General features: G+C 38.7%; 31 protein-coding genes and 1 pseudogene. 28 read left to right on the forward strand and 4 right to left on the reverse strand.

All coding sequences use genetic code 11. The features are described 5' to 3' along the window. Positions 1–2 precede the first annotated feature (2 nt). The 16 genes from J7E38_RS11250 (at position 3) to J7E38_RS11325 (ending at position 12,025) form a co-directional block, all read left to right on the forward strand. Positions 3–971 (forward strand): ABC transporter ATP-binding protein, encoded by a 969-nt coding sequence (locus J7E38_RS11250; RefSeq protein WP_214705844.1) that lies wholly within the window; start codon positions 3–5, stop codon positions 969–971. Then, positions 964–1,968, forward strand: a complete 1,005-nt coding sequence (locus J7E38_RS11255) for an oligopeptide/dipeptide ABC transporter ATP-binding protein (protein ID WP_214705845.1) — start codon at positions 964–966, stop codon at positions 1,966–1,968. The genes J7E38_RS11250 and J7E38_RS11255 overlap by 8 nt, the downstream gene beginning before the upstream one ends. Positions 1,969–1,985: 17 nt before the next feature. Continuing rightward, positions 1,986–2,618: an NAD(P)/FAD-dependent oxidoreductase gene (locus tag J7E38_RS11260; protein WP_251030283.1), complete on the forward strand. Its 633-nt coding sequence runs from the start codon at positions 1,986–1,988 to the stop codon at positions 2,616–2,618. Positions 2,619–2,630: 12 nt separating this feature from the next. Next, entirely contained in the window at positions 2,631–2,969 is a 339-nt protein-coding gene (locus J7E38_RS11265) for a metal-sensitive transcriptional regulator (protein ID WP_214705847.1), read from the forward strand. Positions 2,970–2,998: 29 nt separating this feature from the next. Next, positions 2,999–4,363, forward strand: coding sequence for an MATE family efflux transporter (locus J7E38_RS11270; RefSeq protein WP_214705848.1), 1,365 nt, complete (start codon positions 2,999–3,001; stop codon positions 4,361–4,363). Between the two features lie 243 nt (positions 4,364–4,606). Further along, entirely contained in the window at positions 4,607–6,262 is a 1,656-nt protein-coding gene (locus tag J7E38_RS11275; RefSeq protein WP_214705849.1) for a peptide ABC transporter substrate-binding protein, read from the forward strand. Between the two features lie 99 nt (positions 6,263–6,361). After that, positions 6,362–7,291 (forward strand): ABC transporter permease, encoded by a 930-nt coding sequence (locus J7E38_RS11280; RefSeq protein WP_214705850.1) that lies wholly within the window; start codon positions 6,362–6,364, stop codon positions 7,289–7,291. A 3-nt stretch (positions 7,292–7,294) separates the two neighbouring features. Then, a complete protein-coding gene (locus J7E38_RS11285) occupies positions 7,295–8,212 on the forward strand; it encodes an ABC transporter permease (RefSeq protein ID WP_214705881.1) in 918 nt (305 codons plus the stop codon). 29 nt (positions 8,213–8,241) lie between these two features. Further along, positions 8,242–9,246 carry an ABC transporter ATP-binding protein gene (locus J7E38_RS11290; RefSeq protein WP_214705851.1) on the forward strand — a complete coding sequence of 335 codons (1,005 nt, stop codon included), beginning with the start codon at positions 8,242–8,244 and terminating at the stop codon, positions 9,244–9,246. A 158-nt stretch (positions 9,247–9,404) separates the two neighbouring features. After that, positions 9,405–9,632 (forward strand): hypothetical protein, encoded by a 228-nt coding sequence (locus tag J7E38_RS11295; RefSeq protein WP_214705852.1) that lies wholly within the window; start codon positions 9,405–9,407, stop codon positions 9,630–9,632. Between the two features lie 567 nt (positions 9,633–10,199). Further along, a complete protein-coding gene (locus J7E38_RS11300) occupies positions 10,200–10,424 on the forward strand; it encodes an SHOCT domain-containing protein (protein WP_214705853.1) in 225 nt (74 codons plus the stop codon). A 74-nt stretch (positions 10,425–10,498) separates the two neighbouring features. Further along, positions 10,499–10,747, forward strand: a complete 249-nt coding sequence (locus tag J7E38_RS11305) for an SHOCT domain-containing protein (RefSeq protein WP_214705854.1) — start codon at positions 10,499–10,501, stop codon at positions 10,745–10,747. A 46-nt stretch (positions 10,748–10,793) separates the two neighbouring features. Further along, positions 10,794–11,228, forward strand: a complete 435-nt coding sequence (locus J7E38_RS11310; RefSeq protein ID WP_214705855.1) for a hypothetical protein — start codon at positions 10,794–10,796, stop codon at positions 11,226–11,228. 59 nt (positions 11,229–11,287) lie between these two features. Then, on the forward strand, positions 11,288–11,473 hold the full coding sequence (locus J7E38_RS11315) for an SHOCT domain-containing protein (RefSeq protein WP_214705856.1): 186 nt from the start codon (positions 11,288–11,290) through the stop codon (positions 11,471–11,473). A 19-nt stretch (positions 11,474–11,492) separates the two neighbouring features. Further along, positions 11,493–11,777 carry an SHOCT domain-containing protein gene (locus tag J7E38_RS11320; protein ID WP_214705857.1) on the forward strand — a complete coding sequence of 95 codons (285 nt, stop codon included), beginning with the start codon at positions 11,493–11,495 and terminating at the stop codon, positions 11,775–11,777. Between the two features lie 14 nt (positions 11,778–11,791). Continuing rightward, positions 11,792–12,025: an SHOCT domain-containing protein gene (locus J7E38_RS11325; protein WP_214705858.1), complete on the forward strand. Its 234-nt coding sequence runs from the start codon at positions 11,792–11,794 to the stop codon at positions 12,023–12,025. Positions 12,026–12,076: 51 nt separating this feature from the next. Here J7E38_RS11325 and J7E38_RS11330 read toward each other — a convergent pair whose 3' ends face one another. Further along, positions 12,077–12,442 (reverse strand): hypothetical protein, encoded by a 366-nt coding sequence (locus J7E38_RS11330; RefSeq protein ID WP_214705859.1) that lies wholly within the window; start codon positions 12,440–12,442, stop codon positions 12,077–12,079. A gap of 118 nt (positions 12,443–12,560) precedes the next feature. Between J7E38_RS11330 and J7E38_RS11335 the strand changes: the two genes are divergently transcribed. Further along, positions 12,561–13,190 carry a class I SAM-dependent methyltransferase gene (locus J7E38_RS11335; protein WP_215038449.1) on the forward strand — a complete coding sequence of 210 codons (630 nt, stop codon included), beginning with the start codon at positions 12,561–12,563 and terminating at the stop codon, positions 13,188–13,190. A gap of 255 nt (positions 13,191–13,445) precedes the next feature. Here J7E38_RS11335 and J7E38_RS11340 read toward each other — a convergent pair whose 3' ends face one another. Then, the gene (locus J7E38_RS11340) at positions 13,446–13,727 is read right to left on the reverse strand and encodes an AbrB/MazE/SpoVT family DNA-binding domain-containing protein (protein WP_214705861.1); all 282 of its coding nucleotides are present in this window, start codon (positions 13,725–13,727) and stop codon (positions 13,446–13,448) included. Between the two features lie 393 nt (positions 13,728–14,120). Between J7E38_RS11340 and lgt the strand changes: the two genes are divergently transcribed. Beyond that, the gene (gene lgt, locus J7E38_RS11345) at positions 14,121–14,942 is read left to right on the forward strand and encodes a prolipoprotein diacylglyceryl transferase (protein WP_214705862.1); all 822 of its coding nucleotides are present in this window, start codon (positions 14,121–14,123) and stop codon (positions 14,940–14,942) included. Between the two features lie 589 nt (positions 14,943–15,531). On the opposite strand, the gene J7E38_RS11350 is transcribed toward lgt, so the two are convergent. Then, positions 15,532–16,995, reverse strand: coding sequence for a multicopper oxidase family protein (locus J7E38_RS11350; protein WP_214705863.1), 1,464 nt, complete (start codon positions 16,993–16,995; stop codon positions 15,532–15,534). Positions 16,996–17,263: 268 nt separating this feature from the next. On the opposite strand from J7E38_RS11350, the gene J7E38_RS11355 reads away from it, so the two are divergent. From J7E38_RS11355 to J7E38_RS11375, 5 genes are all read left to right on the forward strand, one after another. Then, positions 17,264–17,473, forward strand: coding sequence for an SHOCT domain-containing protein (locus J7E38_RS11355; protein ID WP_192472122.1), 210 nt, complete (start codon positions 17,264–17,266; stop codon positions 17,471–17,473). Positions 17,474–17,547: 74 nt separating this feature from the next. Further along, positions 17,548–17,790, forward strand: a complete 243-nt coding sequence (locus J7E38_RS11360) for an SHOCT domain-containing protein (RefSeq protein ID WP_214705864.1) — start codon at positions 17,548–17,550, stop codon at positions 17,788–17,790. Positions 17,791–17,817: 27 nt separating this feature from the next. Next, positions 17,818–18,285: a hypothetical protein gene (locus J7E38_RS11365; protein WP_214705865.1), complete on the forward strand. Its 468-nt coding sequence runs from the start codon at positions 17,818–17,820 to the stop codon at positions 18,283–18,285. Between the two features lie 27 nt (positions 18,286–18,312). Next, positions 18,313–18,498, forward strand: a complete 186-nt coding sequence (locus J7E38_RS11370) for an SHOCT domain-containing protein (RefSeq protein WP_192472123.1) — start codon at positions 18,313–18,315, stop codon at positions 18,496–18,498. Positions 18,499–18,523: 25 nt separating this feature from the next. After that, entirely contained in the window at positions 18,524–18,808 is a 285-nt protein-coding gene (locus J7E38_RS11375; protein ID WP_192472124.1) for an SHOCT domain-containing protein, read from the forward strand. 160 nt (positions 18,809–18,968) lie between these two features. Here the strand turns inward: J7E38_RS11375 and J7E38_RS11380 are convergent. Next, positions 18,969–19,442: pseudogene (locus J7E38_RS11380) on the reverse strand (multicopper oxidase domain-containing protein); the annotation flags it as partial. 189 nt (positions 19,443–19,631) lie between these two features. Between J7E38_RS11380 and J7E38_RS11385 the strand changes: the two are divergent. The 5 genes from J7E38_RS11385 (at position 19,632) to J7E38_RS11405 (ending at position 22,828) form a co-directional block, all read left to right on the forward strand. Next, complete coding sequence (locus J7E38_RS11385) at positions 19,632–19,883, forward strand: SHOCT domain-containing protein (RefSeq protein ID WP_192472125.1); 252 nt, start codon at positions 19,632–19,634, stop codon at positions 19,881–19,883. A gap of 232 nt (positions 19,884–20,115) precedes the next feature. Then, positions 20,116–20,376: a metal-sensing transcriptional repressor gene (locus J7E38_RS11390; RefSeq protein ID WP_214705867.1), complete on the forward strand. Its 261-nt coding sequence runs from the start codon at positions 20,116–20,118 to the stop codon at positions 20,374–20,376. Between the two features lie 163 nt (positions 20,377–20,539). Continuing rightward, positions 20,540–21,040 (forward strand): QcrA and Rieske domain-containing protein, encoded by a 501-nt coding sequence (locus tag J7E38_RS11395; RefSeq protein ID WP_192472127.1) that lies wholly within the window; start codon positions 20,540–20,542, stop codon positions 21,038–21,040. A gap of 521 nt (positions 21,041–21,561) precedes the next feature. Next, positions 21,562–22,089 (forward strand): RNA polymerase sigma factor, encoded by a 528-nt coding sequence (locus tag J7E38_RS11400; protein ID WP_192472128.1) that lies wholly within the window; start codon positions 21,562–21,564, stop codon positions 22,087–22,089. After that, positions 22,073–22,828: a hypothetical protein gene (locus J7E38_RS11405; RefSeq protein WP_214705868.1), complete on the forward strand. Its 756-nt coding sequence runs from the start codon at positions 22,073–22,075 to the stop codon at positions 22,826–22,828. Before J7E38_RS11400 ends, J7E38_RS11405 begins: the two co-directional genes overlap by 17 nt. The last annotated feature ends 191 nt before the right edge of the window (positions 22,829–23,019 follow it).

Below are 23,019 nucleotides of genomic sequence, written 5' to 3' on the forward strand. Positions count from 1 at the left end.
ATATGTCTGCTGTATTAACTGTAGAAAATCTCTCCACTTTCTTTAAAACCGAAAAGGGGATTGCCCGTGCTGTAGAAAACGTTTCATTCTCTGTTGAAGAGGGAGAAATGCTTGGACTGATTGGAGAGTCGGGATGCGGGAAAACGACCGTTGCCCAATCGATTCTAAGATTAATAGAGTTTCCCGGAAAAGTAGTGGCTGGAAGTGTTCATTTAAATGGTAGGGATTTGCTTAAAGCCTCCGATTCTGAATTAGGTTCTTTAAGATGGAAGGATCTTTCTGTCATACCTCAAAGTGCGATGAATGCACTAAATCCCGTTTATACAATAGGCGATCAAATTATGGAGGCCATTTTGCTCCATGAAAGAGTAAGCAAAAGAGAAGCACTGGCACGGACGAAGACCCTACTTGAGCTTGTCGGAATCGATGGTGACCGATGGAAAAGCTATCCGCATGAATTCAGCGGAGGGATGAAGCAGCGCGTTGCCATTGCCATGTCACTTGCTTGTTCTCCCAAACTGGTAATTTCCGACGAATCAACGACAGGACTAGATGTATTAACCCAGGCACAGGTGATAGCATTAATTAAAAACCTTCAGAGAAAGATGGATTTATCAGTAATCCTCATTTCACACGATTTGCCGATGGTCACTGCTATTTGCGACAAAATTGCAATCATGTATGCAGGGAAAATTGTTGAGCTTGCCTCAACAGAGGATATATTGAATGATACAAGACATCCTTATTCAAAGGCATTATTACAAGCGACTCCTGACCTGTCCGATCCTGATCGGGAAGTGATTTCGATACCAGGCAGTGTCCCTAATCTAGTAAACATTCCACAATGTTGCAGGTTTCATACGCGATGTGCGTTTGCTTTTGACCGCTGCAGAAAAGAAACACCTGAGTTCAGGGAAGTAAAGCCCGGCCACTTTTCCGCATGCTTTCTTGAGGAGGAGGAAAATGGATAATTCAATTTTACTGAAGGTAAGAGATTTGAAGAAAACGTTTGTGAAAAAGACTGGATCGATTTTAAACCGGAAATTGCAAAATGTTTACGCCGTCCATAATGTTAGCTTTGAGATTAAAAAAGGGGAAATTCTAGGGATCATCGGGGAAAGCGGCTGTGGAAAAACCACAACAGCACGAATGGTGATGCGCCTGATGAAGGAAACCAGCGGGGAAATCCTTTTTGAAGGAAGAGATTTATGCAAATTAACAGATTCAGAGACAAACAGGTTAAGAAGTAAAATGCAAATGATCTTTCAGGATCCATATGATACTCTCAATCCTGGGATGACAATAATGGACATTTTAATGGAACCAATCAATGCCCACGAAAAACACCTCCCACATGATGAGAAAGTTCGAAGGGTGAAAGAGGCGATTGAATCAATTGAGCTGAGGCCCGCTGAAGACTATATGGAGAGGTTTCCACACCAGCTGAGTGGCGGGCAGAGGCAAAGGATTGCTATTGCAAGAGCTGTGATTCTGGAACCACTATTTATTGCAGCTGATGAACCTACTTCTATGCTTGATGTTTCTGTCCGAGCAGGTATTTTAAACCTCCTTCTCGAACTTAAGAAGAAAATGGGCCTAACCATGATGCTGATTACACATGACCTATCGACAGCAAGTTATATGTGTGACCGAATTGCAGTCATGTACCAGGGGAAAATCATCGAGGTCGGGCCTACCAAGAAAATCATCCAGTCGCCTTCACATCCTTACACAAAGGCCCTAGTTTCGGTAGTAAAAGATCTTAATTACTTTATTCAAAATCGAGAAAAGTTAATTCTAGATGGTGAAGTGGATGCAACCGAAGAGACAGCAGGATGCCCATTTGTAAAAAGATGTCCATACCAGGAGGATATTTGTAGTAGTGAAATGCCTAAACAGGAATCTCTAGGCGCGGGCCATGCAGTATCTTGTCACTGCCATAGTAATCTACTTGAAAAAACTTCTTAGGAAAGGGAGTTTTGAAATTGAATAACGAAAAGAAAATAAAAGTCGCTGTTAATGGCGGCGTTGATTTCGGGTCCAAACTGACTGCTAACCAGCTTCGTATACTTGCAAAATATATGGAAGACGACCAGGAGCTTGAGCTTACAACCTTCCAGCAGCTTTATATTGACATTCCTGAAAGTAAAAAGGATGAAATTATTACGAATTTTGAGTCGGTTGGGTTACACTGCTACCCAGTCGGCAATTTTGTAAAGAGCCTTAGAACCTGCAACTTTTGTAAAGGTGCAGAGGAAGAGGGAATGCCGGTCGCAATCGAACTTAATAAGAGAATTGCCGGAAAACCTGTTCCGTTTACCCTTAAACCAGCATACACCGGCTGTCCTGTGGGCTGTGGAGAGCCTTTGGTTAATGATATTGGAGTTATGAAAATAAATGGGAATCAATATAATCTTTATATTGGCGGGAAAACAAAAGGAGAGGATGCCGAGGCAGGAAGCTTATTTAAGGAAAATCTAAATCCTGAAGAACTTTATACTACAGTCGAAGAAATTATTAGGGTATATGGGGAAAAAGGGAAGAAACGAGAGCCTTTCCATAAATTTTTAAAGAGATTCGGAAAGGAAGAGCTAATTGAAAATATAAGTCAGGTATAAGGGGGAATGGACATGGGTGCAGAGGCGGCTAATGAACAAGTATTGCCACCAACTGGTTGCTCTACAAATCATCGAAAGAGCCATCATTCAGAAAAAATAAAAAAGAACCTTGATTCAAGGCTAAATCGGATTGAAGGACAAATCCGCGGGGTTAAAAGATTAATTGAAAATGATACCTACTGTGACGATGTGATCACTCAATTATCCGCCATCCAATCTGCTTTAAACAGCGTGGCAAGTCTTCTTCTTGAAGGACATTTAAAAAGCTGCGTCCTTGAAAGGATAAATGAAGGAGACACGGAAGTCATTGATGAGGTCCTAGTTACCTTCCAGAGGTTGCTGAAAAAGTAATAGAGAAAGAAAACCGGGAGGGATTTTCGGTGGCTCAACCAGAGACCGCGGGTAAACAAAGTACGAAACAAAAGATTAGTATCATCTTAGCTTTAGCTATTCCAGCTATGGTTGAGAATACCTTGCAAATGGTGGTCGGTTTTGTGGATACCCTGTTTGTTGCCAGACTCGGTTTAAACGAAGTGACAGCTGTTGGGATAGCGAATGCGGTTTTAGCCGTTTATATTGCAATTTTTATGGCAATAGGGGTGGGAACTTCTTCGCTAATTGCTAGGAGCATCGGATCAGGCGACATCGAAAAAGCAAAATCGATTGCCAGGCAATCCACTTTTATTTCTATTTTGGCGGGAATGATCTTCGGTATCATTTCCGTTTTTTTTAGTGAACCGTTGCTTAAAATGATGGGAGCAGAATCAGATGTTTTAAGAGATGGGTCCATATATTTACAGATTGTTGGAATTCCGTCCGTCTTTATTTCATTGATGTTCAATTTTGGCAGCATACTAAGGGCTGCTGGGGATACAAAAACACCTATGAAAGTAAGCTGGTGGATCAATTTAATTCATATTGGTCTAGATTATGTCCTGATTTTTGGCTTATTTAAGTTGGATGGATTTGGTGTAGCTGGAGCAGCTTGGGCAACTGTCATTGTAAGGCTTTTGGGGTCAGCTGCGTTGTATCATCATATAAAAAAATCTCCGGTTTCTTTTTCTTTCTCTGGCGAATCTTCCAAAGGAGATTCATTTGCTATCTTAACATTATCTGCCCCTGCAGCAATTGAGAGATTAATTATGCGTCTTGGCCAGGTGGTTTATTTTGGCCTGATCGTGAAAATAGGGGCAGAAACGTATGCTGCCCACACAATTGCAGGGAATATTGAAACATTTTCATATATGCCGGGTTACGGTCTTGCAATAGCAGCCACCACCCTTGTTGGCCAAAGGATCGGTGCTAGACAGTATAGGGAGGCATATGAATTTGGTTTTTTAACTACGGGATTAGCGATTGGATTTATGTCATTAATTGGCTTGGTGTTGTTCTTTTTATCTCCATGGTTTGCTTCCTGGTTTACTACAGACCTACATGCTAGAGGCATGGTTGTAACCGCGCTGAAAATTGATGCTTTTGCACAGCCTGCATTGGCAGTGGGTTTAGTTTTAGCAGGTGCACTTCAGGGGGCCGGCGATACAAAAAGTCCGATGTACAGCACCGCACTTGGTATGTGGGTGATTAGGATAATCGGAGTTTATATTTTTGGAATACTTTTTGGCATGGGGATAGCTGGAATATGGATTTCAATCGCGATTGATTTATATGCAAGGGGAGCTTTTTTGTTTTATCAATTTAAAAAACACTTTAAAAAAATAGAAGAAAAAAACTTAGGGGTTAACTGAATCAATTATTATAAGCTTATTTATTGCTGTATGTATTAATCTACATTTCTAATTTTAAAAATTCTAATTATATTTTCTTGGCCATCCTTTAATGGTTATTAAAAGTTATTTTAATGCAGCACCCACATATACTATAGAGGGGTAACGTATATCGAGAACGCTAGGAGGTTTTGCTTATAGATATCAAGAGGTTTACTTGGATTGATGAGGTTTCGGGTCTAAAACATAATAGGGGGAAACACAATGCTTAATTTTGGGAAACGCTTATCATTTTTCAGCTTACTTTGTGTACTGATATTAGTATTTAGTGCCTGTAACAATAGTCAAGTCAATACTCCTGCTAATAAAGAAAAGAATGAAGAAAAAACAAGCAGTTCTAATAAACAGCAAGTTATTACAGTCAATGCGTTAAGTGAACCGCCTAGTCTTGAACCAGCACTGATTGATAACCAGACTGCAGGGGATATTTCAAATCAATTATTCGAGGGTTTGGTCCGATTGGACAAAGAAGGAAACATAGTTCCTGGTGTTGCAGAAAAGTGGGACATTTCTGATGACGGAACTGTTTATACTTTCTATTTTAATAAGAATGCTAAGTGGTCAAATGGTGACCCTGTGACTGCTAAGGATTTTGTCTATTCGTGGGAGAAGGTTTTACGTCCAGAAGTAGCTTCACCTCTTGGAAGTAACTTGTTCTTTATTAAAAATGGAGCAGCATACAATGAAGGATCATTAAAGGATCCAGCACAGCTGGGAGTTAAGGCTATTGATGAGTATACACTGGAGGTTACTTTAGAAAAACCTACTTCCTTTTTCTTAGGTTTAACTGCTTTCTTTACATTATTACCTGTCCATGAAAAAACGGATAAAGCAAATCCAGAGTGGGCTTCTGAAGCTGAAACCTTTGTTTCTAACGGACCTTTTAAAATTGAGAGTTGGAAACACGGCCAAGAATTAATTATGGTTCCAAATGAAAATTATTGGGGCAAGGATGTAGTTAAGCTTGAAAAGTTAAAGTGGGTAATGGTGAATGAACAAAATACTGAATATGCTATGTACCAATCGAACGAGCTCGATTTTTCTGCCAATATCCCAAATTCAATAAGAAGTAAATTAATCGCTTCAGGTGAAGCAAAAACAGCGCCAAGCGCAAGTTTAGCTTATATAAGATTTAATCATGAGGATCAAATTTTTAAAAATGAAAAAATCCGTAAAGCATTAGGTCTTGCCCTTGATAGAAAACTTTTGGTCGAAAAAGTGACACAGGGAGGAGAAGTTCCCGCTCTTGGTTTAATACCATTAGGATTGAGCAGTGGTGCAGGAGAATTCAGGGAATTAGCTGGAGACTCCTTGTTTAAGGATAATGATTTAGACACAGCAAAACAACTTCTGAAAGAAGGACTCGAAGAACTGGGACTTTCTACATTGCCTAAAATTAATCTGCTTTTTTATACAGACGATACTTACAATAAACTTTCTCAAGCAATGCAGGAAATGTGGAAGAAAAACTTAGGAATTGATACAGAGCTCCAAACGATGGAACGTAAGGTATTTGTTCAAAATGTTCAAGCTGGTGAGTACCAATTAGCTTTGTACAGTACTGGCGCAGACTATGATGATGCAAGCAATTTAATGGGACAATTCATGAGTGGGGATGTCTATAACTATAGCAACATTTCTATTCCTGATTACGATCAATTAATGGAAAAAGCAGAAGCGGAATTGAACCTGGAGAAGCGAGCGGGGTATTTGGTCGAAGCTGAAAAGGTTCTAATAGACCAAATGGCAATTTCTCCACTTTATTACCGTACAAAAGTTTACTTGCAAAAGGACTATATCGAAGGAGTCTATCAGTATACAATCCAGGCAATTGATTTCCGGGAGGCAAGTGTTAAGTAGTAAAAATGGTGGCGCGCTAAGCGGCTAGAATGCTAAAAGAGTGTACAATAAGTACACTTTTTCAGTTGTTTTTGCCTAAAATCATTAAGGAGGGGGAATATGCGGCAATTTATTACCAGGAGAATTATTAGTGTTATCTTAACTTTATTTGTCATTATTTCGCTTACCTTTTTATTGATGTACGCAATACCCGGTGATCCTTTTACAAGTGAAAATCGTATTCCAGAGCAGGTAGTTGAAAACTTAAAAGAGCATTATGGACTTAATGATCCCTTGTTAATACAATATTTTAAATATCTAAAGGGAGCATTATTGATGGACTTTGGTCCTTCAATCAAATGGGATAACCAGACAGTTAACCAATTAATTGCTAACGGATTTCCTGTTTCGGCCATGATAGGTATTCAAGCCATTCTTATAGCTGCATTCTTTGGTATCGTTTTAGGTATTCTCGCAGCTTTTCGTCACAATAGTGCAATTGACTATTTTTCGATGATTATTGCCATACTTGGCCTTTCCGTCCCTAGCTTCATTTTTGCTACAATATTAATCAATTTTTTTGCTATAAAGCTGCAATGGTTCCCTGTCGCAACATGGGGTACATGGAAACACTCCGTTTTGCCAAGCATTGCTCTTGCTGTTACACCGATGGCTTATATTGCACGACTTACTAGATCAAGTATTTTAGAAGTACTTTCGATGGATTATATTCAAACTGCCATGGCTAAAGGAGTGACTGGTTTCAGATTTATTTTTAAGCATGTACTTCGTAATGCAATGATTCCAGTTGTAACAATACTTGGTCCCATTACAGCTACAGTATTGACTGGAAGCTTTGTCATAGAACAAATCTTCGGTATTCCAGGCTTGGGGAAATATTTTGTTGAGGGCATCACTGATAGAGATTATCCATTAATTTTGGGAACGACTGTTTTTTATAGTGCTATATTAATATTCTTTATTATATTAGTCGACCTTGCATACGTTCTGATCGATCCAAGAATAAAACTTATCAAAAGGAGGGGATAGATGATGCAGCAAGTGCCAGACGATCTTTTTGTTCTAAAGAAAAAAAACAAAGAAGAAAAGGCCGATAGTAAACCTAGTGAATCGTTTTGGATAGATGCGATAAGCATACTGAGACAAAACAAGCTTGCTATGACTGGACTTGCCATTAATATTGGTTTGATCGTAATGGCAATTATAGGTCCAATGCTGGTTCCCTATTCGTATTCAGATCAAAATCTGTTAAATTCCAATCTCCCTCCATCATTTGATTATTGGTTTGGAACGGATGATTTAGGTAGAGATTTATTTTCCAGGACCTGGGTAGGAGCAAGAATTTCCCTTTTTATTGGTATAACAGCAGTAGTTTTGGATTTGATAATCGGAATTATATGGGGAGGAATCGCAGCATATAAAGGCGGAAAAACTGATGAAGTGATGATGAGAATCGTAGATATACTTTATGGACTGCCTCATTTGCTGGTGACGATTTTATTGATGGTCGTATTAAAGCCTGGATTACTCACTATTATAATTGCCATGGCTGCAACGGGATGGATTGGAATGGCGCGTCTAGTTCGCGGTGAAATACTGAGATTGAAAGAATCTGAATTTGTAATGGCATCCCAAGTATTAGGAGGGAGTTTTTTTCGGGTCTTGTTTAAGCACCTTATTCCAAATGCTATGGGCCCTATAATAGTGAGCATGACATTATCTGTTCCTGGTGCAATTTTTGCGGAAGCCACTTTAAGCTTTCTTGGACTAGGTGTTCCTGTACCGCTTGCGAGCTGGGGAACGATGACATCAGAAGGTCTCGTCACCTTATTAACAGGTGAAATATGGAGGCTATTTTTTCCCGCATTATTTATTTCATTAACGATGTTTTCATTTAATGTATTGGGTGATGGTCTGAGGGATGCGCTGGATCCGAAATTCAGAAAATAACTCTTTTACTCAATGAAAGGGTGATAAATTTGAAAAGATTACTAGAAGTTAATGACCTGCAGGTTCATTTTCATTCAAAAAAACAGAATATCTACGCTGTTCGTGGGGTTTCCTTTCACGTGAACAAGGGGGAAGTCCTCGCAATTGTCGGAGAATCCGGGTCAGGGAAATCAGTTACTGCTAAAAGTATTATGAAACTGCTTCCTGAGAAAACATGTTCCATCCCATCAGGGTCCATTTTATTTAATGGGGAAGAAATCACAACAATGAAGAAAAAACAGCTTTCCAAAATCCGTGGGGCAAAGATCGGTATGGTATTCCAGGATCCCATGACTTCCTTAAACCCGACAATGAAGGTGGGTGACCAAATTGCTGAGGGGCTAATCGTTCATAAAGGCTATAGTAAAAAGTTAGCTCATGAAAAGGCAATTGAAATCATTAGTCTAGTTGGAATCCCAGATCCTATATATTGTTGTACAACCTATCCTCATCAACTAAGTGGAGGAATGAGGCAGCGAGTTGCCATTGCAATGGCTTTGATTTGCGAACCTGATCTGTTAATTGCTGACGAGCCAACAACAGCTCTTGACGTTACTATCCAGGCACAGATTTTGGATTTATTAAAAGACCTGCAGGAGAAAATGGGTATGGCGATCATTCTGATTACGCATGATTTAGGGGTGGTTGCAAGGTTTTCAGATAGAGTGAATATCATGTATGCCGGTAAAATAGTCGAAAGTGGAACGAAAAACGAAATTTTTTATAATCCAAAACACCCCTATACGATTGGATTGCTAGAATCAGTTCCTCATCTTGATTTAGAAAAAAACCAACAATTAACCGTGATTGAAGGGACTCCCCCAGACTTGCATGATCCTCCAAAAGGTTGCGCTTTTACTTCCCGATGTCCGTTTGCAATGGAGGTATGTGATTTGTATCAACCTAATAAAACCATCCTATCAAGTACACATCATTCTGTTTGTTGGTTGATGGACCAAAGAGCGCCAAAAGTAGTTGAAATTCAATTTCAGTGAGTTTATCTAGGGTGAATATTAACGGAATATTCGAACATTAAGCCTTATTTCCATTAACCGTCTGGCCTACATTCCACGAGGAGGGTACAGAAACTCCATTTTTTCTACAGAATTAAACATTAATATCAAAGTAGATTGAAAATGAGAGGGTTGATGATATGTTTATAAAACTGGAGAAAAGCGGCGAAATGGTTTTTGGGCTGTTAGCAGGGGAAATGTTCCTAGACGGTGAATGTGGGAGCTGGAGTGAGGGAGCTGGAGTCTTTTTATGGGAGCCATTTGGGAAAGATCCGGCAATCGCTGTATTTGAGAATAATGGTTCCTATAAATGCTATAAAGTACTAGAACAAGTAGACTTCAAGGAAATTATCCTGGCAGAAAAATAAGCGATGAAGGCGAGATTGGTTTTTAAGTGGTCTCGCTTTTTTTGATTTCAAGCAGCAGGAAAGAAAAATGGTTAATGTAGATTTATAAGCTCAAGGTGATAACAGGCTTGTATTCTAACCATTAATGTGATTTGGCAAAACTCGACCAGCCTATTATATATTGGGCTTTTCTTTCAACGCTCCCGGTGATGGGGAAAGGAGTTCAAAATAAATCATTTAAATGAAGAAGGATATATTTTACTAAATCAATTACAAGTATTATCCACCACTTCCTCGAAATACTCATGCAGATGATAATCCGTGGATAGATACAAATGTGCAAAGAAGGATAGAGTGACGGCTAACAGGGAGGTTGATTATATCCCAGTAGCGGTCATTTTTTTTACATAAAGAAAGTATTCAGTTACTCCAATAGCAGCGGGAATAGTGAGGACAATAAATAGAATTGATTCAATCTCCTATATTTGATGTTATTTATAATTTTTTCACTCTACATACTTTCTTCATGATTCGCTTTTATATTTAAAGCATAGAAACAAACATCATAATCAGAAAGGAGGGATTAGCATGATGGGACCTGGTTTTGCAGCAGCTGGCTGTGGACCGATTGGCTTACTTATTGGTTTGCTGTTGATTGGTCTCCTGATCTACTTGTTGAAGAACAGGAAGAAATCAGATGGGTCGAATCTGCCTGATTCTAGTAAAGCAATGGAACAATTGAAGATGCGGCTGGCACAAGGGGACATCACCCCGGAAGAGTACCAAAAGATGAAAGACATTGTTTCAAAATAACAGTTTTCTTTCATACTTTCTACAAATTTTTAAAGGAGAATGAAAGTATAAAGAAATGGAAAGGAGAGAAGGAAATGATGATGGGACCTGGGTATGGTAACTTTGGAGGCTTCGGGATGGGAGGTGGATCCTTGATGATGATAATAGTTTTCCTGGCAGTCGGCTATCTGCTGTATCTGGCTTTCAACCAGAATGGAAGGAGTGAACAAACGCTTCCACTCCAGGCAGTGAACAATCAAGCAATTGATCTTGCCAAGGGCAGGTTGGCAAGAGGAGAAATCACTGTCGAAGAATTCGAAAAAATGAAAGCAAACCTTTTATAAAAAGTTTTAAAAAACCTTATAAAAATAAAAAATAGGAGTGTTTACTATGATGAAAAAGACAATTATTACTGGCGCATTAGCAGCAGCCCTTATCGCAACAGGAGGTACAGGATTGTATATGGCATCCGCGAAGGAAAATGCAGTTAATCCTGCTGATTTTATGAAGGAGCAGGGAATTGATTTCAAAAATATGGCTAACATCATGGGTGAGGGCAACTTTGAAAATATGCAGGAGTTCATGGGTGAACAGGGTGTTAATATCGATGAGATGAATCAAATGATGGAATCAGGAGATTTTGATGATATGCAAAAATTCATGGATGAGCAGAATATCAACTTTGGACAAATGAAGCCATATATGCAGGAAATGCATCCTGATTTGAGCACTAAAGATCTTGAGGATATGTATAAAGGGATGCATGGCACGGGTGGCTCATCTAACAGCCGGAATTTCCAGGGTATGGGGAACATGGGCTTATAAAATCTTACCGAGGGCCGGATTTTCGGCCCTTAATACCAAAATTCAGGAGGAATGGAACAATGTTTACGCTGTTGATCTTGGCAATAGGTTTTTACCTTTACAAAACAGGCGATTTACAAAAATTCTTTAGGAAGATGGGTACTCACGTTCCAGATCATAACTCAGCCAGACAAATCATTGATTTGAGGTATGCTGCAGGCAAGATTACCGAAGAAGAATACGTTAAACTGAAAAATCTCATTTAATATAAAGGAGTAATGACAAATGATGAACGGTCACATGGGTTCTTTTATAAATGGATATGGATATAGCGGTCCATCCGGCTTCACCCAGTTTGGAATGATGCCATATTTTAACTCGTCTACTTTAATTTTCCTTGTTCTAATTGCAATTGGAGTATATTTTCTGATGAAAAACCAGTCTTTATCCAAGGCGAATTCTGGGAGTATCAAATCAATAGAAGCCGAAGAAATGGCAAAGTTAAGATACGCAAGAGGAGAGATCACCTTAGAAGAATTCCAGCAAATTTTGTTAACGATTAAATCGTAATAGAGGTGAATGAAGTGATTACTCTTATATTAGCAACCATAGTCTTCTATTATTTATTGAGGACTGGAGATCTGTTCAGACTGATCAAGATGACAAGGAAGCTGATTGTTGATCTTATGTACTCTTTCAAAAAGCAGAAGCAAGATTCAATACAAAAGGCATCTCCTGCTGAAACCCTGAAACTTCGTTATGTCAAAGGCGAAATTTCTCAAAGTGAATATGAAATGATTTCTAAAAACCTATTCTAAAAGAAAGCTGCCAAACGGCAGCTTTCTTTTCATCAGTTTTAATGACTGTTTTTAGAAAAGCGAAACAAATCCCCAACCTGCTGTTGCAAACAGAGTGATGAGTCCTAGTGTCAGGCCAATTAGTTGTCGGTTTCCCTTTTTCTGTTGATTTAAATATTCTTTGTAATCGATCTCCCCGCTAGCAAACTTGAGTCCGATTTCATCTGGCTCAATTCGGTACAGATTACCACCCTTATCAGCCAGTACGATTTTTGAAATCACTCCGTGGTTCTCAGCTGGAAAGGGTTGGCCTGCTTCAATGGCAAATCTGCCTTCCCCGATCAATTCAATATGCAACGGGCGATATATTGTGAACTGAACGATTTGTTCCGCGATATGGTATGATATTTGGTCGATATTATGATGAGAAACACACATTTTTTTCACCTCACTAAAATTATATTATAAAGGTTCAAAAAAGGAACTAGAAATATCTTTATTCATTCTTTGTGCACAGTTTGCCAGTATAATGGTCACTAATCCGTAATCAGAGAGGATGGTTTCATTGAATCAGGAATTAAATGAGAAAATAAAAAAAAGATACAACCGAGTTTCAAAAATTTATGACACAATGGATAAGATGATTCGTGAAGATTGGAGGAGGGACCTACTGGCTGGCGCTTATGGTGATGTACTGGAAGCAGGGGTAGGGACTGGGGCGAATCTATCTTATTATCCGAGTAGTATTAAATCCCTGATTGGAGTGGATTTCAGCAGCGATATGTTAAAGTATGCAAAACAGAAAGCTTCTCAGCTTAATGCGCCTTATAAAATGGAACTAATAGAGGGAGACATCCAGGAACTGCCCTTTCCGGACAACAGCTTTGATACGGTAGTATCTACCTGTGTGTTTTGCTCTGTACCAGACCCGGTTGTGGGTCTAGGAGAACTGAGAAGAGTTTGCAAATCGGACGGACAGATTCTCATGCTTGAGCATATGAGAAGCGAAAACCAGGCGGCAGGACTTGTAATGGATTTACTGAATCCAGTAACAGTGCGAATGTGGGGAGCAAATATAAACCGGGAGACAATGGCAAACATTAAATCAGCAGGATTGTCAGTTGTTGGCGAAGAAAGACTAATGGGGTCAATAATGAGAAGACTGTTACTTTCTCCAAATAAATAGATCTATGTAACAAAAAACGGTTCAAGAACAGAACCGTTTTTTTGTTTGGTGTTTCTAATTTTTTTCGACTTATTCTCAATTGACTATTTGTGTTAGGAAAGCGAAATTCACCAATAAATAGGATATGCCATTCCTGCTAAAAGGTAAGCATAGTATAGAACATGACAGTAGAATTGTCATTTCTGTGTCTGTCGAGGTTGAATCTGAAGTATTATTCCTTTTAATATACGTTAGTGTTTCAGCGTGGACCTACAATCAAATTTTCTTAAGGCGGATTTTGTTGTTGGAGTTCACTTCCATTTCCAGGAGATTTTCTCCTTCCCAGTTTAGCAGTTTACGTAGTTCACAGGGTATCGTTAAGTTACCATTATATAGTGTTGCCTGATTTAAGTATTTATCTTCGTGGTCTTTCTCAATCACGATAGTGTCTTTTTCGTTATAAATATAAAGCACGTGACCATCTTCAATTCCGAGTTCTTGTGTCACTTTCTTCGGTATGATGATTTGGCCATTATTATAAAGTTTCCTGATTAGCATAACTTCTCACTCCAATTAAGGATTTCCACTCTGTGATTTTTACAAAGTTTTATTAACCTATGGTATCGAATAAATGAGAAGAAAGTATGCAGGAAGTTGATGCATATAAAAAATTCCGGTATTTATTAAGGAAAGTTTATTTAAAGTTGAGAAGAATGATTAAATATCCATAGTTATTGCACAAAGATCCTCTAACATGTAGGTGGTTACTTCTTAACCCCCTCGAAGAAACGGTCCGCATACAGCCGTTTCTTCATTTATAATCAGCTAGCAATATTCTATATTTCCAGCTAATGCCGATTAAGGGAAAAACAATGTTCTTTGTTCCCCTCCATACAAAATCCATAAATACAAGGTATGATGACAGAGAATGACATAGAAGAGGTGAAATAGATGGGAAACTTTGAACCAATTAATCGAATAGCATTGGAATTAGGCCCTATCACTATTTATTGGTACGGCATAATTATCGGCTTTGGGATTTTCTTAGGATGGTTACTCGCTACAAAAGAAGCAAAAAGAAGAGGGTTGCAACAGGATGTCTTTTCAGATTTGCTTCTTTGGGCGATTCCAATTTCTCTCCTTAGTGCTCGGTTATATTACGTATTATTCAAACTAGATTACTATTTGGATAATCCAGGACAGATTCTAGCAATCTGGGAAGGCGGCATCGCCATCCATGGAGGATTGATCGGTGCGGTAGCAACCTCGATAGTGTATGCACGAAAAAAAGAAATTTCTTTCTGGCAGCTCGCTGACATAGCTGCTCCTAGTATTATTCTCGGGCAGGCCATTGGTCGATGGGGAAACTTCATGAACCAGGAAGCGCATGGAACAGAGGTGACAAGAACCTTTCTTGAAGATTTAATGCTTCCAGACTGGATTATTAACCAGATGTATATAGATGGAGCGTATTACCACCCAACCTTTTTGTATGAATCTTTATGGAATCTTTCAGGTTTTTTTGTACTCCTTGCCATCAGAAAGTTCGGAGTCAAGCGGGGAGAAGTTTTCCTTTCTTATCTCATTTGGTATTCAGTAGGCAGGTTTTTTGTGGAGGGATTGAGGACAGACAGTCTAATGGTAACTGATGAACTAAGAATTGCACAGGTCATTTCCCTGGCTTTAATTGGTCTTTCTTTGTTCCTCATCTGGTATCTAAGGCAAAAGCGATTGGCAAACCGGTTTTACAAAGAAGGTATGAATGACAAATAACTTTCCCATTTAACCTCGGACCTTCTAAGAAGATCCGAGGTTTTGTATATTGTTATTTATTCTTTTTATACTGTCAGCCTATTAAAAGGTAATTTACCAAGGGAATGTAGACTTCCGTTCGATATCATTTCAAATTAGCTGAATTCAATTCACTAACATTACTTTTTTAGCTTTGATTACTCGATATCCTAGTTGTTCCGCGAACTTAACCATCAATTTATTATGATAATCCAGGGTCTCATCCTCTATTTGGGCACTTTTCCAACTATCCTCCAAAAGAAATTCATCATTTAGCATAATCTCCAATTCCTCATGAATTGAACGACTTTTTATAATTTCTAGCTGCTCAAACCCACAGTTTTTAATTAAGGGAATCCATTCCAACTCAGTTGGCAATAATGAACAGCCATAAAAACTTTTAATGATTAATTCATCGGTTTCATTTATATTGCTTACCTTGTTAATTTTGGGAAGCTTACGATTTTCCTACCCTCGATTTTAGGTTAGCGGGAGAATGATCTCTTTACACAACATCTGAAAAAGGCACAGTAACCCTTGAGATTAACTGCGCCTTATTCAAGACCGAATTTTATTCCACTTTAAATTGGCCCATCATACCTGCATCTTCATGTTCAAGGATATGACAGTGGTACATGAAGATTCCAGGATACTTGAAAGTAGCAATCGCCCTGACCTTCTCCCCTGGATACACTAGGATAGTGTCCTTCCAGCCGGATTCATTTGCTGGAGGCTGTTTGCCGTCTCGGTCAAGAATTTGGAATTGTACTCCATGAGCATGGAATGGATGGGCCATTCCCCCCATCATCCCAGTACTTTCATTGGAGATTTCCCAGATTTCTGTAGTATTTAAGGTTAAATATTCATCCATCCGGTCCATATCCATTTGTTTGCCATTTATATTGACATTGCTTCCCATTCCTTGGAAAATAAATTTTCTAGTTTTTACTACCTTTGATGAATCTATTCTTTCAATTATTGCAAGTTGGTTTGGTATATTAAAGTCTTTTTGTTTTTTACCAGTTACCATAAATTTCATGAATTCAGTACCTTGATTTGTTAGTTCGATCGTACCGCCATCTTTAAACATTGAGAAATCCACTATGATTTCAGCTCTTTCCCCTGGGCTGAGCACTAGTTTTGTCATCTCAACAGGCTGTTCAAGCAACCCCCCATCGCTAGCTACTTGATAGAAGTTTTGGTTATTGCTAAAAAGCAATTCATAAATCCTGGCATTTGATCCGTTCAGCAAACGAAAGCGCATTTTGCCTCTTGGTACCTCAAGATAAGGGTTAACAGCTCCGTTAACAAGAATGGTTCCTCCCTGAAGGCCCATCATAACGTCATGCATGCCCAGTCTATATTCAAACCTTCCATTTGCGTCCAGCTTCTTATCCTGGATCACAAGCGGAATGTCGTTGACGCCATACTCATTTGGGAGGTTCAGATTATCTGAAAAATCATCATCTACATAAAACAAACCAGCGAGTCCTTTATAAACTTGCTCTCCAGTTTTATGGAGCAAGTGCGGATGAAACCATAATGTTGAAGCAGGCTGTGTGACCGTAAACTTTGGATTCCAGGTTTCACCTGGCCTAATCCGTGAGTGAGGACCACCATCGTTTTCCCCGTCTACTTCAAGCCCGTGCCAGTGGACTGTTGTCTCTTCATTGAGGTTGTTTTTGACTTTTATCGAAACCTCATCACCCTTTCTGACTCTAATGACAGGGCCGAGATAATTTCCATTGTAACCATAAGTGTCTGTCTCTTTCCCCTTGATAAATTCTGTTTTAGCTATTTGAGCTGAAAGCTGAAACTCGGCTTTACTTGGGATCGAACTCATATTTTTAAGGAGCGGAGGAACAGGTAAAGGAGTGCCGCCGCTGAATGGAACTCCACTACTATCATTTCCATTCATCATTTCATTGTTATTAAAAATTTTATTTACTCCAACAGGAACAAGAGAAATAGCTGCTAATCCTGCGGCTCCCTTTAAGGAATAAGAGAGAAATTTTCTTCTATTGTATTTATCCATTAAAGCTGTACCTCCTTATCAAATTCCACTGAATTTTAAATCGGTGGGGGGTATTTTTGTATTTTAATATGAATATATGCAAAAAGTATGTAGAGTTAATTACTATGTATTCTGATAATTGATCACTCCGGTTTTTCGCAGGGTAACTGTGGTGAACTGCTTTTTTGTTTTCTACATATTTTCTACATGATTTGCTTTTATATTTTATGCATAGAAACAAACAACTCATCATGAAAGGAAGGAGGGATTCCGATGTGGGGACCGGGTTTTGCATCTGCTGGCTGCGGACCGATTGTGGTTTATCGGTTTGCTGCTGGCTGGCTTCCTGAGCTACTTGCTGATGATAAACAAGAAGGGACCGGATCAGACAATTCGTTCTGATTCCAGTGAAGCGATGGAACAATTGAAAACGAGGCTTGCACAAGGGGAAATCACCCTGGAAGAGTACCAGAAAATGAAGGAAACACTCTTAAAATAATCGCTTTACCTCCATACTTCTACATCTTTCTGATAGAGAATGAAAGTATAAAGAAATGGAAAGGAGAGAAGGAAATGATGATGGGACCAGGTTACTTTGGAGGCTTTGGGATGGGAGGTGGATCACTGATGATGCTAGTTGTGTTCCTGGCAATCGGCTATCTATTATATCTTGCATTCAACCAGAACAGAGGAAACAGCCAAACGCTTAGCCGTCAGTCGATGAGCAGTGAAGCACTTGAGCTCGCCAAGGGCAAATTGGCCCGAGGTGAAATCACTGTCGAGGAATTCGAACAAATTAAAACAAACTTACTATAAAAACGTTAAATAAGGAGTGTTTTTACAATGATGAAAAAGACAATCATTACCGGAGCATTGGCAGCTGCCCTGATCGCGACGGGAGGCACGGGGCTTTATATGGCATCAGCGAAGGAAAACCCTGCAGGGCCTTTCGTTTATATGAAGCAGCAAGGAATTAATTTTAGCAATATGTCCAGCATCATGGGTGAGGGCAACTTTGAAGACATGCAGAAGTTCATGGGAGAACAGGGTGTCGATCTTGAAGAAATGAACCAGATGATGGAATCTGGGAATTTTGAGGATATGCAAAAATACATGGATGAGCAGAATATCAACTTTGGGCAGATGAGGCCATATATGCAGGAAATGCACCCGGAATTGAGCAATCAGGATATCGAGGAAATGTATAAAGGCATGCATGGGACGGAGGAGCGGCCAATAGCCGGAATTTCCAGGGCATGGGAACTACAGGACTATAAACATACAGGCCGGTCTGATCCGGCCTCCAATTAAAAAATTTGAGGGAGGAGGAATGGAACGATGTTTGCGCTATTGCTCCTGGCAATCGGTTTTTACCTGTACAAGACAGGCGATTTGCAAAAATTCTTTGGAAAATCGGATTCGCAGTATACAGGAGATGATCAAGCAAGAAAGATTATTGATCTAAGGTATGCTGCCGGAAAAATTTCTGAAGAAGAGTATGCTAAACTGAAAAACCTAATTTAATAATAGTAGGAAGGAGTAGATGATCATGATGGGCGGACATATGGGTTCTTTTGTAAATGGTTATGGGTTCAATGGTCATTCCGGCTACAGTCAGTTTGGAATGATGCCATATTTCAACTTCACGACACTGATTTTCCTTTCGCTGATTGCAGTTGGAGTCTATCTTTTTTTCAAAAACCGGACAGCCACCAATCCAAATCCGGGGAATACCCAGGCAATTGAAGCGGAAGAAATGGCAAAGCTGAGATACGCCAGAGGGGAAATCACCTTTGAGGAATTCCAGCAAATATTGAGAACCATCCGATCCTGATAGAGACGATATGAAGCGATAAACCTTGTATTAATGGCCATAATACTTGTTATATTTCAAGAGGTAGAATGATTGTCAGAAAGAATGGATTCTCCTGATAAATAGTCTTTTCAAAATAAAAAACGGTTTAAATCTGAACCGTTTTTTTGTATGGTGAGTTTTATTCTGGCTTCTTTCCTGCGCTGTCATCCGGTGTAAAGGATGGATTGAATCCTTCATATTTAAAAGATTGATCATTCCTGAAGAAGCATGGTGAAGGTCGTGGCAGTGGAACAGCCAGTTTCCGGGATTGTCGGCTGCAAATGCTACTACATATTCATCACCCGGTTTAAGATTGAATGTATCCTTGATAATCGGCGAAGCCTCCACTGGTTTTTCATTTTTGCTTAATACCTGGAAAAAATGGCCGTGCAGGTACATTGGATGGTCATTCATCAATGAGTTGTTGACTAGTTTAACCAGTACTTTATCGCATTTTTTCACGTTGATGTTGTCAGTAATAGGGAATGATTTGCCGTTGAGGGTAAAAACCATTCCCTCAGTGTTCAAATCCATGGTGTACTCAAGGTCGTACTTCTGGTAGTGTGAACTTGCTTTTTGCTTCGGTTCCGTACACCGGAAGATTTCCTGCTGGTCTGATTTAGTAACGAAACTAAAACTAAAATGGTTAGTGATTTATGACATAGAAAAAGTGGTTGATGGCATCGTCTTAAAACACTACTTAATAACGAATAATTAAGTAATCAACTTTCAATTCTACGATTAACTTTATACCCATACGGGATTAGTTAGAGTAGATCAGGAAAGGAGTGTAGTGTAGTTTATGATGAATGGTGGCGGACCCGGTAATGGGATGGGAACAGGATTTTTTGGTCCAGGAATAATGGGAATACTGCTGGTTATTATAGTCATTGCGGTTATTGCTGTGGCCATTGTGTTTTTTAAGAACAAGTCAAATCATAATACAGCCAACACTGACGGCAATAACTCACTGGGGACATTGAAAGAAAGACTTGCGAGAGGAGAAATTTCAGAAGAAGAGTACGATCGTTTAAAACAAAAATTAGAGCAGTAACAGATTTCTTGGATGGTGCGTCTTAGGATCCTCTCCTCACCGTCTCACACCTGAAGGCTACCCTCTGAACGAAAAGCAACAAGCACGGAAATATACTGTCTTAAGCGGCACGAGCCGCTTTTTTTATTTTTAATCTTTACCAATACTCATCAGTGGAAAATTCCTCAGTCTCAACAAAATCTCCATACCTTTTATTTATAATGATATTTAATTTACAGTAGGAGGGGACGGCATGTTGTATAACAAAGAAATAGTAAATCGACTTAAGAGAATTGAGGGCCAAATCAGGGGGATTAGTAAAATGATGGAAGCAGAAAAAGCATGTGCTGATGTTGTGAACCAATTGTCCTCTATTCGAAGTTCCACAGGTAGAGCAATAGCCTATATTGTCGCAAACGAACTCCAAAATTCTCTCACAAAGGACAAAAACTCCATAAAGGAAGAGTATAGTGCAGTAGATGATGCTGTAAATATGTTAGTAAAAAGTTCATAGATTTCTGCACAATTGGAAATCAATCAGTGAAATGATAAACTTACACTCCTTTTGTCAGGGGTGCATTCGCTTAGATAAAGACGACATTAGTATAAATTTCTCAGTCATAATCTTTGTGAAATTATTTGGTATTGTTTGATCAAAAACATGGAGGTGGAAATACATGTTGAATCGCCGGAAGTTTTTGGGGAAGTCTCTAAAAGGGACAGCAGGGATTTTGGCCCTTTCCTTCATGCCAGCAGGTTTAAGTGCCTGTAGTAAAGAGGAAAGCAATATTGACACCAGTTCTATGGCAAGTATTGGTCCTTTAAACGAATTGGAGAAAGGACCTTATCCAAAGAAAGTTTCTTATAAAGTAACAGTCCAGGATGGGTGGACAGAACAAAATCTGGAGGGTTTTGTTTATTTGAACAAAACGAAGGAAAATGAATTTTTAATTATGTCTCCAGTATGTACTCATCTAGGTTGCATCGCAGGTGAAGCGGAAGAAAGTAAAGTAACGGAAGGAATTGAATTCTATTGTCCTTGTCATGGAGGAGAATACGACGAACATGGAATTAATATTGGAGGACCACCGCCAAGGCCGTTGGACGTTTTTGAAGGATTTGTTAAGGATAACGAAGTTTATATTCCAATATTAAGTCCGACTAAAAGAACTAAATAAAAACCCTTTATTTTTTTATTTACGGTTTACTTCCGAGGTGCAAACAAGTAAATAACAAGGCAAATCGCACGGGTATTAACATTGAAATTCACCGTGCGAATTTTCTTATTAAATCAATGGTTTTTAATATATTTATTTAAAATCGCCCATCAATTCTCAGGTCATTTCTCAATGTGGAAATAATTATTGGAGGGTATGTGATTTTGTTGTGATTTGGTAAGTGGAATGTATGGAAATTGTGAAGGTGTTTGGATATTTATGTTAAAATTGAAATAAGACTAACGAAGACTTTGTGAAATAATGTACTTAAAGTAACGGGCAGTAATGTTGAAGAAGGATTGACATCGTAAGGAGTCGAATATTATCGGTATCATTATATTTAAGAAGGAGTTGCTATGCCAGCTCCTTCTTTTTGCTATAGAGGCCGTTAAAAAAATATAAAAAAAATAATAAAATAAACCAAAACCTTTTTCTAACCTACACGTCTAAGATTTAAGTGAATTAACAAGGAGAGAAATTAGATGGCTGACTACAGGGAAGAGGATATTCATGAGTGGTACAATCTGTATCATCAAACAATTTTTAAATTTATTTTTATGCTTACAAAAGATTATCAGCAAGCTGAGGATTTAACTCAGGAAACATTTTTTAAGGCCTATAAATATCATCATACTTTCAAAGGAGATTCTAGCGAAAAAACATGGTTGTTCAGTATCGCTCATAATGTGACTGTTGACCACATGAGAAAACAAAAGCCAATTCGCTTTTTTAAAGAGTTATTCCAACCTCAAATTGACATTAAACTATTGCCAGAAAATGTGGTCCAGCTTAAAGAAAGTTCAAAGGAAATTCACGAAGCACTAAGGGCACTTAAACAATCCCATCGGGAAGTTATCATCCTTAGAAAGATCAAGGGTTTTTCAATTACCGAAACAGCAGAAATATTGAATTGTTCGGAAAGTAAAGTTAAGTCCACATTGCATCGTGGAATGTTAGCTTTGGAAAAAAGATTAATTAAGGAGTCGGGGTTAAATGAACATACAAAGTGAATTGAACACTTATAATCGTGCTCTTCAGAAAGTAGAATATGATTTGGAATGGAGTCAGGAGCAAGCCGATTTAGTAAGGAGAAAACTGGAGAGGCAAATTTATAAGGAAAAGATTAAATCTCGAGCTTTCAAGATTTTCGGTTACGTATCATCTATAAGTATCACTTTTTCTCTTCTTTTTTTGCTAATTATTCAATTGGGGAATGAAGATTCATTTGTCTCAGGAATGCTATCAAATAAAGAAAAGCTGTATACAATGGAAGTGATTAACGGGAAAGAGACACCGATTTTAACCGAAAAAGGGATGGAATATGTCGTTTATCCAATGGATGCCTACAAGGAGATTAATACTATCTCAGGAGAACCACTTCTTGCAGTATCTGTTGAAAATATAGGTAGTAAAGAACAAGTATTTACACAGGCCTTTTACCCGACTTCAGAAGGAAGGTTTATTTCCGTACATTATACAAAGAATGAAACGGGATCAGTTGAAGAAAGGAGTAAGTATTTCTTTCCCGAACATCCCCTCTACGGAACAAAAGTCACAGAAATAAATGTTTCAGGTCAACGGGCATTTCTACATGAACCTACAACAGAATATGGATCAGCTGCGTTATATATCGTTACCAAAAATTATGTATACTATATGACTAATCAGGGGTTGTTGAATAAAAAGCAGGGTGATTCTGAAGAGTTAGTCAGACTTGCCAACTTGTTTAACTTTGAGGTTGAAAGATAAAGGTTACATTTTAGTATTTATTATCTGCTTAAATAATTGCCGATGCATTGGAGTATAAATTAATTCTGTGAGTTAACAGGACTATAAAAGTTTGTGAACCATTATAATTTAAGGTAAGGGTGCTTTGATCCAAGAAGGATTAAGGCACCTTTTTGTTGAATTTCTTATTGAGCTCCCTCAGTTAAATAAGA

The organism is Bacillus sp. ISL-35 (genome assembly GCF_018613355.1).
In the GTDB taxonomy this organism is placed as follows: domain Bacteria; phylum Bacillota; class Bacilli; order Bacillales; family Cytobacillaceae; genus Mesobacillus.

Bases quoted from the DNA above. Each gene is read 5' to 3' on its own strand.
- J7E38_RS11250 (WP_214705844.1), top strand. From the start codon at position 3: ATGTCTGCTGTATTAACTGTAGAAAATCTCTCCACTTTCTTTAAAACC.
- J7E38_RS11255 (WP_214705845.1), top strand. From the start codon at position 964: ATGGATAATTCAATTTTACTGAAGGTAAGAGATTTGAAGAAAACGTTT.
- J7E38_RS11265 (WP_214705847.1), top strand. From the start codon at position 2,631: ATGGGTGCAGAGGCGGCTAATGAACAAGTATTGCCACCAACTGGTTGC.
- J7E38_RS11275 (WP_214705849.1), top strand. From the start codon at position 4,607: ATGCTTAATTTTGGGAAACGCTTATCATTTTTCAGCTTACTTTGTGTA.
- J7E38_RS11280 (WP_214705850.1), top strand. From the start codon at position 6,362: ATGCGGCAATTTATTACCAGGAGAATTATTAGTGTTATCTTAACTTTA.
- J7E38_RS11285 (WP_214705881.1), top strand. From the start codon at position 7,295: ATGCAGCAAGTGCCAGACGATCTTTTTGTTCTAAAGAAAAAAAACAAA.
- J7E38_RS11295 (WP_214705852.1), top strand. From the start codon at position 9,405: ATGTTTATAAAACTGGAGAAAAGCGGCGAAATGGTTTTTGGGCTGTTA.
- J7E38_RS11300 (WP_214705853.1), top strand. From the start codon at position 10,200: ATGATGGGACCTGGTTTTGCAGCAGCTGGCTGTGGACCGATTGGCTTA.
- J7E38_RS11305 (WP_214705854.1), top strand. From the start codon at position 10,499: ATGATGATGGGACCTGGGTATGGTAACTTTGGAGGCTTCGGGATGGGA.
- J7E38_RS11310 (WP_214705855.1), top strand. From the start codon at position 10,794: ATGATGAAAAAGACAATTATTACTGGCGCATTAGCAGCAGCCCTTATC.
- J7E38_RS11315 (WP_214705856.1), top strand. From the start codon at position 11,288: ATGTTTACGCTGTTGATCTTGGCAATAGGTTTTTACCTTTACAAAACA.
- J7E38_RS11320 (WP_214705857.1), top strand. From the start codon at position 11,493: ATGATGAACGGTCACATGGGTTCTTTTATAAATGGATATGGATATAGC.
- J7E38_RS11330 (WP_214705859.1), bottom strand. From the start codon at position 12,442: ATGTGTGTTTCTCATCATAATATCGACCAAATATCATACCATATCGCG.
- J7E38_RS11335 (WP_215038449.1), top strand. From the start codon at position 12,561: ATGGTTTCATTGAATCAGGAATTAAATGAGAAAATAAAAAAAAGATAC.
- J7E38_RS11340 (WP_214705861.1), bottom strand. From the start codon at position 13,727: ATGCTAATCAGGAAACTTTATAATAATGGCCAAATCATCATACCGAAG.
- lgt (WP_214705862.1), top strand. From the start codon at position 14,121: ATGGGAAACTTTGAACCAATTAATCGAATAGCATTGGAATTAGGCCCT.
- J7E38_RS11350 (WP_214705863.1), bottom strand. From the start codon at position 16,995: ATGGATAAATACAATAGAAGAAAATTTCTCTCTTATTCCTTAAAGGGA.
- J7E38_RS11360 (WP_214705864.1), top strand. From the start codon at position 17,548: ATGATGATGGGACCAGGTTACTTTGGAGGCTTTGGGATGGGAGGTGGA.
- J7E38_RS11365 (WP_214705865.1), top strand. From the start codon at position 17,818: ATGATGAAAAAGACAATCATTACCGGAGCATTGGCAGCTGCCCTGATC.
- J7E38_RS11370 (WP_192472123.1), top strand. From the start codon at position 18,313: ATGTTTGCGCTATTGCTCCTGGCAATCGGTTTTTACCTGTACAAGACA.
- J7E38_RS11375 (WP_192472124.1), top strand. From the start codon at position 18,524: ATGATGGGCGGACATATGGGTTCTTTTGTAAATGGTTATGGGTTCAAT.
- J7E38_RS11385 (WP_192472125.1), top strand. From the start codon at position 19,632: ATGATGAATGGTGGCGGACCCGGTAATGGGATGGGAACAGGATTTTTT.
- J7E38_RS11390 (WP_214705867.1), top strand. From the start codon at position 20,116: ATGTTGTATAACAAAGAAATAGTAAATCGACTTAAGAGAATTGAGGGC.
- J7E38_RS11395 (WP_192472127.1), top strand. From the start codon at position 20,540: ATGTTGAATCGCCGGAAGTTTTTGGGGAAGTCTCTAAAAGGGACAGCA.
- J7E38_RS11400 (WP_192472128.1), top strand. From the start codon at position 21,562: ATGGCTGACTACAGGGAAGAGGATATTCATGAGTGGTACAATCTGTAT.
- J7E38_RS11405 (WP_214705868.1), top strand. From the start codon at position 22,073: ATGAACATACAAAGTGAATTGAACACTTATAATCGTGCTCTTCAGAAA.